Annotated in this window: 10 protein-coding genes and 1 pseudogene; 5 read left to right on the top strand and 6 right to left on the bottom strand. The window is 43.0% G+C overall.

Features of this window, described 5'->3' with window-relative positions:
• Window positions 1-25: 25 nt before the first annotated feature.
• Together B2400_RS02195 and B2400_RS02190 are read right to left on the bottom strand one after the other, a co-directional pair.
• Window positions 26-1,192, bottom strand: a complete 1,167-nt coding sequence (locus tag B2400_RS02195) for a dipeptidase (RefSeq protein WP_293930521.1) — start codon at window positions 1,190-1,192, stop codon at window positions 26-28.
• The gene (locus B2400_RS02190) at window positions 1,192-2,922 is read right to left on the bottom strand and encodes a serine hydrolase domain-containing protein (protein ID WP_293930519.1); all 1,731 of its coding nucleotides are present in this window, start codon (window positions 2,920-2,922) and stop codon (window positions 1,192-1,194) included. The genes B2400_RS02195 and B2400_RS02190 overlap by 1 nt, the downstream gene beginning before the upstream one ends.
• 90 nt (window positions 2,923-3,012) lie before the next feature.
• On the opposite strand from B2400_RS02190, the gene xseA reads away from it, so the two are divergent.
• The 5 genes from xseA (at window position 3,013) to B2400_RS02165 (ending at window position 9,558) form a co-directional block, all read left to right on the top strand.
• Entirely contained in the window at window positions 3,013-4,281 is a 1,269-nt protein-coding gene (gene xseA, locus B2400_RS02185; protein ID WP_293930517.1) for an exodeoxyribonuclease VII large subunit, read from the top strand.
• On the top strand, window positions 4,271-4,489 hold the full coding sequence (gene xseB / locus B2400_RS02180; RefSeq protein ID WP_293930515.1) for an exodeoxyribonuclease VII small subunit: 219 nt from the start codon (window positions 4,271-4,273) through the stop codon (window positions 4,487-4,489). Before xseA ends, xseB begins: the two co-directional genes overlap by 11 nt.
• Before the next feature lie 115 nt (window positions 4,490-4,604).
• Window positions 4,605-7,406, top strand: coding sequence for an excinuclease ABC subunit UvrA (gene uvrA / locus B2400_RS02175; RefSeq protein ID WP_149527363.1), 2,802 nt, complete (start codon window positions 4,605-4,607; stop codon window positions 7,404-7,406).
• A 15-nt stretch (window positions 7,407-7,421) separates the two neighbouring features.
• Entirely contained in the window at window positions 7,422-9,065 is a 1,644-nt protein-coding gene (pafA, locus tag B2400_RS02170; RefSeq protein WP_149527362.1) for an alkaline phosphatase PafA, read from the top strand.
• Window positions 9,066-9,111: 46 nt separating this feature from the next.
• Window positions 9,112-9,558 (top strand): RrF2 family transcriptional regulator, encoded by a 447-nt coding sequence (locus tag B2400_RS02165; RefSeq protein WP_149527361.1) that lies wholly within the window; start codon window positions 9,112-9,114, stop codon window positions 9,556-9,558.
• An 82-nt stretch (window positions 9,559-9,640) separates the two neighbouring features.
• Here the strand turns inward: B2400_RS02165 and B2400_RS02160 are convergent, their stop codons facing one another.
• The 4 genes and pseudogenes from B2400_RS02160 to B2400_RS02145 form a co-directional block, all read right to left on the bottom strand.
• The gene (locus tag B2400_RS02160) at window positions 9,641-10,948 is read right to left on the bottom strand and encodes a UDP-N-acetylmuramoyl-tripeptide--D-alanyl-D-alanine ligase (protein WP_293930510.1); all 1,308 of its coding nucleotides are present in this window, start codon (window positions 10,946-10,948) and stop codon (window positions 9,641-9,643) included.
• A 68-nt stretch (window positions 10,949-11,016) separates the two neighbouring features.
• A complete protein-coding gene (locus tag B2400_RS02155; protein WP_187773909.1) occupies window positions 11,017-11,178 on the bottom strand; it encodes a hypothetical protein in 162 nt (53 codons plus the stop codon).
• Window positions 11,179-11,388: 210 nt separating this feature from the next.
• Window positions 11,389-12,363, bottom strand: a complete 975-nt coding sequence (gene pfkA, locus B2400_RS02150) for a 6-phosphofructokinase (protein ID WP_149527359.1) — start codon at window positions 12,361-12,363, stop codon at window positions 11,389-11,391.
• Window positions 12,364-12,699: 336 nt separating this feature from the next.
• Window positions 12,700-12,916 (bottom strand): annotated as a pseudogene (locus B2400_RS02145) (hypothetical protein); the annotation flags it as partial.

Below are 12,916 nucleotides of genomic sequence, written 5' to 3'. Positions count from 1 at the left end.
GCTATATATCATTATTATAACTTATTTATTTCTTGTTATTTTCATTTTCTTTCAATATTCGCAGGAAATTCAATCCCATTATTTTCGCGACATCTGCTTGGCTATATCCCTTTTCTAATAAAGCCTGCGTAAGTATTGGAAATTTTGACACATCCTCTAGCTGTTGAGGTGCGGAGGTAATACCATCGAAATCAGATCCGATAGCAACATGATCTATCCCTACTTTAGAAACTAAATAGTCGATATGCTTGAGAACAGTTTCAAATGGTGCATCGGCTTTATGTTTTGAGGCTCTCGGCAATTTGCTGTACATTTTATCGACCGATAATTTATTGTCTGCCGCTTTTTTATAGTGCGACTTATAGAGCCTCTTTACGCGGCTTCGGTATTTGGAATCTAAGAATTCGGAATAGAAGTTAACTCCGATTACACCTCCGTTTTCTTTCAATGCTTCGAGTTGCTTATCATCTAAATTACGATAATGCGGAGTCAGGGCTGCGGCATTGCTATGCGATACGAGAACCGGTTTGCTGGATATACGCATCACATCATAAAACGTTTCTTTTCCCGCATGCGATAGGTCTACCATCATCCCTAATTCGTTCATCCGCTTAATGATTGCTTCTCCCTGTTCATTCAGTCCTTTGTTCTTTGAGCCTTTAGTTTTTATTTCAATGGCTGCGGCGGTAGCCCACGGTAGGTTATAGTTCCAAGTAAGCGTGAGATATCTTGCCCCGCGATCATAAAGTTTTTCTAGATTGGTAATACTTCCCTCAATCATGTTTCCACCTTCAATCCCAATCAACGCTGCTATTTTGCCCGATTTCTGTATGCGTTCAATATCTTCACTGCTTTTTGCAAGTTCAATTTTCGTAGGATTCTTTTTGATTAATGCTTCTAAGGCATCGATTTGATCGTTTGCATGCTTAAAGGCATTCTTCTGATACTTCTTGTCATCCGACCAAACTGCGAATACTTGTACATCTACACCTCCCTCTTTCAAGCGCGGAAGATCGGTATGCCCCGATTTTATTCGATTGCTGATGTCTTTCCCAGGTAATATACTTTCGATCAACACATCATTATGTCCATCAATAACCAACAGGTCTTGATGAATCTTTTTATAATCTTGTGCATAGGCTGAAAGGCTCATAAAAGCGGCGGTTATGCTAAGTACAAGTTGCTTTTTCATTATTTAGCGTTATTGATAGTTTGGTAGATCACATCCTGAATGCGGCTACGGATATTCAAGTCCCCTAGTTTCGAACTCACTTGCGGATGCACACGGTTAGACAGGAAGATGTAAACTAACTGGTTCCGCGGATCGATCCATATACAAGTTCCAGTATAACCGGTATGGCCATAAACAGACTCATTCGCTAGCTTGGAGGGGTAATCTGCTCCGGGTTTCGGATCGTAACGGTCGAAGCCGAGCCCTCTGCGAGAGCTTGCAGACTGCTTCGATGTGAATAAGTCGATCGTCTCCGGTTTATAAAACTGCACCCCGCCATAGGTGCCACGGTTCAATAGCATCTGGCCGTAGATGGCAAGGTCATTGGCGGTCGAGAATAGACCTGCATGGCCAGCAACACCGCCTGCCATTGCGGCGCCCTCATCGTGAACAAATCCTTGCAATAGCGTCTTTCGAAATACCGTGTCGTTTTGTGTTGGGACAATTCGATTGCGGTCAAAGCGGTTTCGTGGAAGATATCCTGCTGTTTTCATTCCGATCTTTTTGTACAGGATATTCTGCACATAATCTTGCATCGGTACGGAGGTTTCATGCTCCGAAACTTCTTTCATCACATACATACTAATGTCCGAATAAACGTACTTCCCAATCGGTTTTACAGGAGAATTAAGCATTTCCGGCCACATCACGTCCTGATAATAATTGTTTTTTAGATAAGCGTTATCCGCAACCTGCACTTGGTGGTTCGCATCTTTTGTTCGCTGCAAATCCCCCGGTTTTAGCTCCTTGTAGAAAGGGATGAAGGGTGTAAAGCCAGCCTCATGTAGTAAAACAGTACGTAAAGTAATATTCGCCTTATTTGTTTCTTTTGCTTGCCATAGGTAATGCCCCATCGTGCTGTCCAAGTTGATAATATTTTTCTCTTGCAGATGCATCACGACGGGTGTTGTTCCTGCTATTTTACTGATGGATGCTAGGTCAAAGATGTCACTGATGCGTGTTGTTTGTTTTTTCTCATAGGTGTGATGACCATAAGCTTTCTCGAAGATTACCTGACCATCTTTTACCGCCATCACAACCATACCTGGCGCGGCACGCTGATCGATTGCTTCCTTAGCAATCGCATCAATGCGTTGCCCCATTTTCTTAAGATCCATATCCGAGCGGTTGCCTCGGTTATATTGCAGACGAGTCTGTTCGGTCTTTATCGTCCCTTGCGTAATGCCTAAGCCCCCGAATATGGACATCGCAGCGTACTCTTGCGCTTGATTTCCCGTTTCAGCAATACGAACCAAGCTAGTAAACTTACGCAGCTGTTGTGGTGTAACACTGAGGTTCGTAAAGTCGTAATCTGTACCAAATTGGCATAGGATAACATTTTTATTGTTCACCGCAGACTGGATCAACATAGCCAACTGTCCTGGATGAAGCTCACTTGCCGTCCCTGCAACAATGATCGTATTATAATATTTAGTCTTTTCGTCGTATTGTTTAAAATCAAAAACCTGAATATCAGCATAGCGCTCAAGCTGATCAATAAAGGGTTGATATTTATTGCTGCTAGGCGTTACGACAGCAATTTTATACTGATCAAGGCTTTTTAATGGAATGACATTATTGATATTGCTTTCTAATCTTGTTTTGTTCTCTACAGTTTGTTTATACTGAGCATTAGAAACTTGCGCTTGAAGGATCAGCGCTAGGAATGCGATGCCAATGTTACGAATCATACGATGATGTTGGTTTATACTTGTAAATGTACTAATAAAACGCACAAACGTGCAGCGCTGCGCTGTAATAAATTCAGTATATTTGATTGTATGCCCGAATCTGTAGACAATAAAACGGTTTTCACACTGCTTGAAGTTTCCCGAAGTATTCAGAAAACGATTGCCGAAAGGTATAAAAGTTTGTACTGGATTAAAGCGGAGATGAATAAGTTGAACCATTATACCCATTCTGGACATTGTTATCCCGAGTTATTGGAGAAGAAAGACGGCCGTGTAGTTGCCGAGATGCGTTCTATCCTATGGAAAGCAGATTACCAACGCATAAATCGGCAGTTTATTGAGCTTTTGGGAGAGCCACTACGCGAGGGGATTACCATTTTGATGCAAGCAGGCATTTCTTACGACCGACTTTATGGTTTCAGTTTAAAGATTGTAGATATCGATCCGACCTTTGTGTTGGGAGAGTTAGAGCGAGAAAAGAAAGAGTCGATACGGCTATTGAAGGAGGAGGGGCTCTACGAAGCCAATAAGCGACTTCCTTTCCCATTGATTCCGAAACGTCTGGCAATAGTCTCTGTAGAAACCAGCAAAGGACTTTCTGACTTCTATAAAATCATAAACGGCAATCCTTGGGGCTATAAAATCGAGACTACGCTATACCCGGCATTGCTGCAAGGGGACAAGTCTATCGCCTCAATCATCAACCAACTCAGTAATATTGCGGAAAAGATTGAGCAATTCGATGCGGTTGCTATTATTCGTGGTGGCGGTGGGGAAGTCGGATTGAGCTCATATAATAATTATCTTTTAGCGAAGGCCATCGCGATGTTTCCTATTCCTGTGCTGACAGGTATTGGGCATTCTACCAACGAGACGGTCAGCGAGATGGTAGCCTATAAGAATGCGATTACTCCCAGCGAGCTAGCGGATTTCCTTTTACAAAAGTTTCACAACTTTTCCATCCCTATGGATCAAGCACAGGAACGTCTGTTAAGAGCGGTTAAGGAGCAATTTGCACAAGAGCAACAGAACTTAAAGCAGTTGGCTCAGGCGATCTCCTGGAATAGCAAGTCAGTATTCCTTACAGAGCGCAATAAACTGAACCAATTGATGCTCCATACACAGATGTACAGTAAGCAACAATTCAAGGAGGAGAAATCTAAATTGATTCATGTGGAACAATTGCTAGGTTTGTTGAGCCCAATACATATTTTAAAACGAGGTTTTAGTATTGTCCGGATGAATGGAAAGGCTGTTCACCAACTTGATCAAGTAAACACCGGTGATTTGTTAGAGATCCAAGTAGAAGACGGAACCATACAGTCCCAAGTAGTTAACAAAGAAGAACATGGAAAATAAATATACCTATCAAGATGCTTTCGTGGAATTGCAACAAATCGTTGCTGATATTGAAGATGGTGAAGTGTCTGTCGACGAGCTGACATCTAAGATTTCTAGAGCATCGGAATTATTGGCAATCTGCAAAGCAAAACTAACCGCATCAGAAAAGGAAGTGGAGAAACTGTTGGAGAAGCTGGATGCCGCTCCTGATACACAAACCGAGTAAATTAAAGATCAACATTTTCAATATTTCAAGAATAATGTAATTCCTGCGTTGCATTTTCAATTTTGTTTATGCCAACAGTCTGTGTTTTGTAGAGTTTTCCATAACTTTGATAGTTATGCAAGAACGTGCAAATCATACCCCAAAGTCACACATTCAAATCAAAGGTGCTCGAGTTAATAATCTTAAGAACATCGATGTTGACATCCCAAAAAACAAACTTATTGTTATCACCGGTATGTCAGGGTCGGGGAAATCCTCATTAGCATTCGATACCCTTTACGCCGAAGGACAGCGTAGATATGTGGAAAGCTTATCATCTTACGCCCGACAGTTTATGGGGCGTATGAACAAGCCCGATGTAGACTACATCAAAGGAATTGCACCGGCTATTGCTATCGAGCAAAAGGTAATTTCCAGCAATCCACGTTCTACAGTCGGTACATCGACCGAAATCTATGATTACTTAAAACTTCTCTATGCTCGTATCGGGCGGACCATATCGCCTGTTTCAGGACAGGAAGTGAAGAAAGACTCCGTGTCTTCGATCGTGGATAAGCTATTATCCTTCGAAGATGATACCACCATCACGATTTATAGTGCGTTAATTCCCTTCAACAATAGAAAGCTAAAGGAAGAGCTCTCCTTATTGCTTCAAAAGGGATTTACCCGTATAAAATACCAGGGAGCAATCAAGAAGATTGAATCTATCATCGAGGACAAGGAAATCGCAAATGCGAGTTTCAAGGAAGGCGATATCTTTATCGTTATCGACCGCGTCGTGTTAGACCATTCCGACGATACGATCAATCGCCTGGCAGACTCCATTCAGACCGCCTATTTCGAAGGAAAAGGCGAATGTGATATCGAAGTAGCCGATGAGACTTTCCATTTCTCGGACAAGTTTGAACTCGACGGCATCGTATTCGAAGAGCCCACACCCAACTTCTTTAGCTTCAACAATCCCTATGGAGCATGTAAGCGTTGCGAAGGCTATGGGAAAGTGATAGGCATTGACCCGGATTTAGTTATTCCGGATAAGAGCCGCTCGGTATTCGATGGTGCCATTGCACCTTGGCGTGGCGAGAAGATGGGTGCATGGTTAGATAAACTCGTGCGATCGGCTATCAAGTTTGACTTCCCCATACATCGAGATTATAGCGAGCTGACCAAAGCACAGCAAGAATTGCTTTGGACAGGGAACAAGTACTTCCGCGGACTGAATGATTTCTTTGCCGAACTGGAAGAACAAACCTATAAAATCCAATACCGCGTCATGCTATCCCGCTATCGCGGAAAAACAGATTGTCCAGATTGTAAAGGAACGCGCTTGCGAAAAGACGCTTCTTATGTGAAAGTCAATGGACATTCCATTACCGATATCGTTCTGTTGCCGCTAGATAAAGCCTTTGAGCTATTCAGCAACTTAGAGCTTACAGAAAACGAAGCCATTATCGCTAAGCGATTATTGGCAGAGATTGTCAACCGCCTTCAATTCCTTTGCGATGTAGGCTTGAGCTATCTGACGCTGAACCGCCTAAGCAATAGTTTATCAGGTGGTGAATCGCAACGTATCAACCTGGCAACTTCATTAGGAAGCTCGCTAGTGGGGTCTATCTATGTACTAGATGAGCCGAGCATCGGCTTGCACCCTCGCGATACACAGCGACTGATCTCTGTATTAAAATCCCTTCGCGATGCCGGCAATACTGTCATTGTGGTAGAGCATGAGCAAGAGATGATGGAAGCTGCAGATTACTTAATTGATATCGGCCCTGAAGCCGGTATTCATGGCGGTGAGTTAGTCTTCGCAGGGACCTATGATCAAATTATTAAAGATAAAGACAGCTTGACCGGCCAATACCTGAGCGGCGAGCTTCGTATTCCTGTTCCGAAACGCAGAAGAAAATGGGCGGATTACATCCGTGTTAAAGGAGCAAGAGAGAATAATCTTCAAAATGTAACGGTTGACTTCCCATTGCATGTGTTTACCGTCGTATCCGGTGTGTCTGGATCGGGTAAAACATCCCTGGTGAAGCGCATTCTATACCCTGCATTGCAGAAAGCATTAGGCAGCTACTCTGGCGAGCAGACCGGAATCTTCGATGGCATCGAAGGAGCTATCGATCTGGTAGAGCAGATTGAGATGGTCGATCAAAACCCTATTGGTCGCTCTACGCGTTCAAATCCAGTAACCTATGTGAAGGCTTGGGACGAAGTCCGTGCTTTATATTCCAGCCTGCCGGCAGCGAAGGCAAATGGCTTGAAGCCATCCGCATTCTCCTTCAACGTGGAGGGCGGAAGATGTGAAATGTGTCAAGGCGAAGGTGTTGTGAAGATTGAGATGCAGTTTATGGCAGATATCATTCTTCCATGTGAAGCATGTGGCGGCAAGCGATTTAAACAGCATGTTTTGGATGTCACCTACCAAGAGAAGTCAGTTTCGGATATCCTGGAGCTTAGTGTAGACGAAGCCATCAGTTTCTTTGCCGATCAACCGAAGATATTAAATAAGCTCGGACCTTTGCAGGAAGTAGGACTTGGCTATGTAAAACTCGGGCAGTCCTCCAGCACCTTATCAGGTGGTGAGGCACAACGCATCAAATTAGCATCATTCCTGATCAAAGGAAATAATCAAAAGAAAACCCTTTTCATATTCGATGAGCCGACGACAGGGCTTCATTTCCATGACATCGAAAAGCTCTTGAAGGCATTCAACGCGCTTATCGAGCAGGGAAATAGTGTATTAGTTATCGAGCATAACTTAGACATGATCAAATCTGCCGACTGGGTAATCGATATCGGTCCGGAGGGCGGAAATAATGGGGGTAAGGTCGTATTCGCAGGAACACCGGAAGATCTGGTGAAAGCTGATGACTCTTACACCGGGAAATACTTACTACGTCACCTAAATTCTTAAAATAAATCAAGTACTATGTTAAAAAGAATATACGCAACATTGTTATTTCTAGGCTTTTGTACTATTGCAAGTGCCCAAGTAGAAAGACCGAAGTTGGTCGTAGGCCTAATGGTCGATCAAATGCGATGGGATTACCTGTATCGCTTTGCAGATCGCTACGGTAATGACGGGTTTAAACGCCTGTTAAAAGAAGGGTATTCTTGCGAGAATACGATAATCGACTATGTGCCTACATTTACGGCTATTGGCCATAGTTCGGTGTACACAGGCTCTGTGCCGTCCATCCATGGCATCGCCGGGAATGACTGGATCGAGCAGCAGACGGGAAACTCCATGTATTGTACGCAGGATGATGCGGTTGAAGGCGTAGGGACTATCGAAAAAGAAGGGAAGCAATCTCCTCGTAATCTATTAGCTTCAACGGTAACCGATCAGCTAAAATTAGCAACAAACTTCCATTCAAAAGTGGTGGGTATTGCCATCAAAGACCGTGGCGGTATTCTACCGGCTGGTCACTTTGCCGATGCGGCATACTGGTTTGAAGCCAAGTCGGGCGATTGGATCTCCAGCACCTATTACATGAAGAACTTACCATCTTGGGTAACTAGCTTCAACAAGCAGAAACTAGCGGATAAATACCTTAAACAAGACTGGAATACGCTTTATCCAATCGAAACCTATGCGAACAATAGTGTTGCTGACGATAACGAGTATGAAGGAAAATGGGCAGGAGAAGAGAAACCAACATTCCCTAGAAAAACTTCTTTATTGATGAAAGATGCTGGTTATGAATTGATCAAATCCACGCCTTTCGGAAACCAGATCACTTTAGACTTTGCGAAAGAAGCCATCAAGAACGAACAGTTAGGAAATAATCCAAAAAAAGCGACAGACTTCCTTTGCGTTAGTCTTTCAGCAACCGACTATGTGGGTCACCGCTACTCTTTATCTTCTGTAGAGATCGAAGATATATACTTGCGCTTAGACCAGGAGTTGGCAACATTTTTTAAATACCTGGATCAAACCGTGGGAAAAGGAAATTATACCTTCTTCCTAACGGCTGACCATGCTGCTTCTTATAACTCCCGCTACTTTATGGATATGCGAGGTAATGGCGGATACTTCTTCTCAAGACAATTGCACCGCAGTTTAAATGAGTCTTTGAAAGAAGAATTTGGTGTTGACAATTTGGTAAGAAGCTTAATGAACTATCAGGTTCATTTAAATTATACAGCAATCGAGCAAGCTAAATTGGATGAGGAGAAAGTGAAAAAATCCATTATCAAACAATTGCGTCATGAAGATGGCGTGGCATACGTGGTCGATGTCGAAGGAGGCGAGAATATGCTATTACCTGCTCCATTGCGCGAAAAGATTATCAACGGTTATAACCGCAAACGCAGCGGGGCAATTCAGATTATCACTGAGCCACAATGGTATGATGGAACGCCACGTTCAACCGGTACGACGCACGGAACCTGGACACCTTATGACTCGCACATCCCCTTGGTATTTATGGGCTGGGGAATCAAACATGGAAAGACGAATAAAGTGGTTCATGTAACGGACATTGCGCCGACGCTTTCATCGCTCCTACATGTCATGGAACCCAATGGATCAATCGGCCAACCCATCGTTGAAGTTTTAGGGAACGATTAAAATTAGTACATTTGAGGAACAGGGATTAGTTTACCTATTTATAAATATGCTTTCAAAGAAAACAAAATATGCTATCAAAGCCCTAATGGTATTGGGCAGGAATTTCGGAAAAGAACCTATGCAAATCGGCAAGATTGCTGAGGAAGAACGTATTCCAAAGAAATTTCTAGAACAAATTCTATTAGAGATGCGAAATGCAGGAATTTTGTACTCTAAGAAAGGTGCTGGCGGTGGTTACAGCCTGAATAAAGCGCCAGAGGACATATATTTATCTCAGGTAATGCGTCTAATAGACGGGCCTATTGCGCTGCTTCCTTGTGTCAGCTTAAACTTCTACCGCTCTTGTGAAGAATGTGTGGAAGAGCATGCCTGCGGTATTCGTGATGTATTTGTAGAAGTAAGAAATGCCATGCTACAGATATTAAATGATACCAGCATTTCCCATTTGATCAATAAAGAAAAGGAATTGAATTTAGACGTTGATTCCAACTAGATATTAAGTTTTGAACAGATCAATGAGAGACGTTTGGCGCCTTTCACTGATCTGTTCAAAGCATATCGTTATGCTGTAGGTCTTATAACAGATCGACTAACTTCTCAAAAGCCATCCCACGAGACGCTTTCAATAAAATCATATATCCGGATAAAGGAGCCTGACTTAACTTTTGTCGAAGGTCCTCTGTTGTTTCATAATATTCCGCCTCGCCATCGCGCTGTGCAAAGAAAGCCTTGCCCACAAATATCAACTTGTCAACACCGATTGATTTTGCCTTTTCGATAACCTTGCGGTGCTCGACTTCACTTTCATCGCCCATCTCGAACATATCGCCCAAAATAATCGCTTTTCTATCCGCCTCGATGACTTCGATATTCCCTAATGCTGCAGCCATGCTGCTCGCATTCGCATTGTAATAATCCGCAATAATCGTGTTCTTCTCCGTTTTTACGACTTGCGAGCGGTTGTTTTGCGGAACATATGCACTTAAACCTTGATTGATCTCCTCTGCGTTCAAATCGAAGTGTAAACCTAAAGCAACAGCTGCTAACATATTTTCTGTGTTGTACGCTCCTGTTAAGTGGGTATTGACCTTATAAATGATATCAGCGTGCTCAACCTGTTTCCAGAAAATGGTCAACAAAGGGTCGGCTTTCACTAATCCCCCTTTTACGGAATTATTATCCGAGAAGCCATACCAAATAATATGCTTTAAGTCTCGTGCCTCAGCCATCGCTCTCAATTCGCTATTATCTCCCTGAATAAAGGCTAGACCATGATGTGCCTTCAGAAAGTCATAAAGCTCGCCTTTCGTTTTCTTTACCCCCTCAAACGAGCCGAATCCTTCTAGATGCGCTTTCCCTACGTTGGTGATCAGACCATGTGTTGGCTGTGCGATATTGCACAGAAAAGCAATCTCTTCCTGGTGGTTGGCGCCCATTTCAATAATCGCGATCTCTAGATCCTTTGGTAGCGACAAAATAGTTAAGGGTACACCAATATGGTTATTGAGGTTGCCTTTGGTAGCAAAGGTTTTGAATTTTTGAGATAGCACGGCATGAACCAGCTCCTTCGTCGTGGTCTTCCCGTTGGTACCGGTAATGCCGATAAAGGGGATGCTAAGCTGCTGTCTATGGAAGCGCGCAAGGTCTTGTAAGCTGCTCAATACATCGTCTACGAGAACATAGCTGTCTTTCTCCTGATAATATTCCGGATCGTCAACAACCACATATTTTGCACCTTGCTCTAGCGCCTGCTCAGCAAAACTATTCCCGTTGAACGATTCACCTTTCAAAGCAAAGAAAATACAGTCTTTACTGATTTGTCGGGTATCGGTACAAACCTGAGGGAAGTCTAAATAGAGCTGATAGAGTTGTGCTATTTGCATGGTCTTATTTTTTAACAAAGGTAAGTATGCAATTAGCGAATGCCAATAGAAAGGCACAATTTTTTATCCTAATTCGCTGGATCGGTAGCTCTTGACACTTCTAAATTTTTGCCCATTTGCTCCTTGGCGATCTCCTTCTCCTTACTTGCTACAAATGCGCCTAATGCGAGTCCAGCAAGAAGGCAGAGAAGCGCAATGGTGAGCACCATTTTCTTCTTCTTTGGTTCCATGTTAGTGTTTTGTTCAATGTTGTGTGCTTAATATACAGCTAAATACAATAGAATGTTTTCATAATTGTGTAATAATAAATCTTTCATCTATCCATTGAAACACCAAGAGATATAAAAGCTTTTGAGGGCCTTTGAAAACAGACAATTTCAGAAAAAAAGGCAGCCTTTCGGGCCGCCTCTTCCTATCTATTTTTTTCGTCGATAACAATCTTATAAAGACAGGATTTCAACGATACGGGTAAGGTTCGTATTGATTTTGTCGATGTGTTTTATAGCTTTTCCAAACGGCGTGAACTGTACGTTTCCACAAATCAAACCCGCCATTTCGCCTCTTCTACCTTCTAATAGACCTTCAACTGAGGCTACACCCAAACGGCTCGCCAATACACGGTCCATACAAGTTGGTTTACCGCCGCGTTGAATATGTCCTAAGATAGAAACACGTACATCATAGGCAGGGAAGTTTTGCTTGATTTTCTCTGCTACGACCAATCCGCCTTCTTCATCCCCCTCCGCAACGATAATAATACGTGAAGATTTATTCTTACGCGTTTTATCCAAGCGCTTCATGATGGCGTCGTAATCTACTTTCAGTTCAGGAATCAAAACAGCCTCAGCACCCGTACTGATTCCGGAGCGCAAGGCGATCAATCCTGAGTCACGACCCATTACTTCGACAACGAATAAACGATCGTGTGATTCTGCTGTATCACGGATCTTATCCACTGCATCAACAACCGTGTTGATTGCCGTGTCATACCCGATAGTGAAGTCAGTACCCGCCAAATCATTATCGATAGTCCCCGGGATACCGATTACCGGGATGTCAAATTCCTCGATCAATTTAGAAGCACCAGTGAACGTACCGTCTCCACCGATAACGACCAATGCATCTATATTTAGTTTTTTAATGTTTTCGTAAGCTTGTTGTCTGCCCTCGAATGTGCGAAATTCATCGCTACGAGCAGTCTTAAGGATTGTTCCTCCACGTTGTATAATGTTCGCAACGGATTTCGCATCCATCGAGATAATATCTCCATGAACTAATCCGTCGTATCCGCGGCGGATACCAAACATATTAACACCATGGTAAATTCCTGTTCTAACAACTGCACGGATCGCAGCATTCATACCTGGGGCATCCCCTCCTGAAGTTAATACGGCTATGTTTTTTATGTTGCTCATGTCTCAAATATACCAATTCCTTGGCTTTAGTATGTGATTATTGTCTGGGTTGATGTGCAAAATTACATCAAAATCACCAAAAGAACGAGGGAATTCCACGCTAAAGTGTTAATAATAAATCAGGACTGGAATTACTTAGACCCAATCCAAAGCCCTTTCAAACCCAATGCATAACCCAATCAGAACCGCTCTGTAAGGGTTATGATTGGGGTGTAAAAAAGGTTAAGAAGAGGACTGTGTTAAAGAAGGTAGGTAAATGCTTCATTCGCAATCCATTACAAAGAGAAAGGCGCATTATCCGGAGATAATGCGCCTTTCGAATGAAAAAATAGGGGTTTATTTCGCTTTATAAGCGTCTATTGCGCTCTGCAGGTAGGCTGCATAGCTGTCGATATCATAGTTTGCACCGCTTGCCGGAACGAGTAACTGCTCATCAGCACCTACGATCGCATACAAAGGTTGCGAGTTGCTCTGGAAGCGGGTAATTTGGAAGTCGGTATTCTTCTTACCAACGGTATTGATCTTCTTGCCGGTTTCTTTGGAAACATATTGC

This window comes from Sphingobacterium sp. UBA6645 (assembly GCF_002455685.1).
Classification (GTDB): Bacteria; Bacteroidota; Bacteroidia; order Sphingobacteriales; family Sphingobacteriaceae; genus Sphingobacterium; species Sphingobacterium hotanense.
Note: the sequence above shows the minus strand (reverse complement) of the source record. Positions and strands in the feature narration are given on the sequence as shown.

What these genes read in the sequence shown, in the direction of transcription:
- xseA (WP_293930517.1), top strand. Translation starts at nt 3,013, where the DNA reads ATGCCCGAATCTGTAGACAATAAAACGGTTTTCACACTGCTTGAAGTT.
- B2400_RS02190 (WP_293930519.1), bottom strand. Translation starts at nt 2,922, where the DNA reads ATGATTCGTAACATTGGCATCGCATTCCTAGCGCTGATCCTTCAAGCG.
- B2400_RS02160 (WP_293930510.1), bottom strand. Translation starts at nt 10,948, where the DNA reads ATGCAAATAGCACAACTCTATCAGCTCTATTTAGACTTCCCTCAGGTT.
- xseB (WP_293930515.1), top strand. Translation starts at nt 4,271, where the DNA reads ATGGAAAATAAATATACCTATCAAGATGCTTTCGTGGAATTGCAACAA.
- B2400_RS02165 (WP_149527361.1), top strand. Translation starts at nt 9,112, where the DNA reads ATGCTTTCAAAGAAAACAAAATATGCTATCAAAGCCCTAATGGTATTG.
- B2400_RS02195 (WP_293930521.1), bottom strand. Translation starts at nt 1,192, where the DNA reads ATGAAAAAGCAACTTGTACTTAGCATAACCGCCGCTTTTATGAGCCTT.
- pfkA (WP_149527359.1), bottom strand. Translation starts at nt 12,363, where the DNA reads ATGAGCAACATAAAAAACATAGCCGTATTAACTTCAGGAGGGGATGCC.
- uvrA (WP_149527363.1), top strand. Translation starts at nt 4,605, where the DNA reads ATGCAAGAACGTGCAAATCATACCCCAAAGTCACACATTCAAATCAAA.
- B2400_RS02155 (WP_187773909.1), bottom strand. Translation starts at nt 11,178, where the DNA reads ATGGAACCAAAGAAGAAGAAAATGGTGCTCACCATTGCGCTTCTCTGC.
- pafA (WP_149527362.1), top strand. Translation starts at nt 7,422, where the DNA reads ATGTTAAAAAGAATATACGCAACATTGTTATTTCTAGGCTTTTGTACT.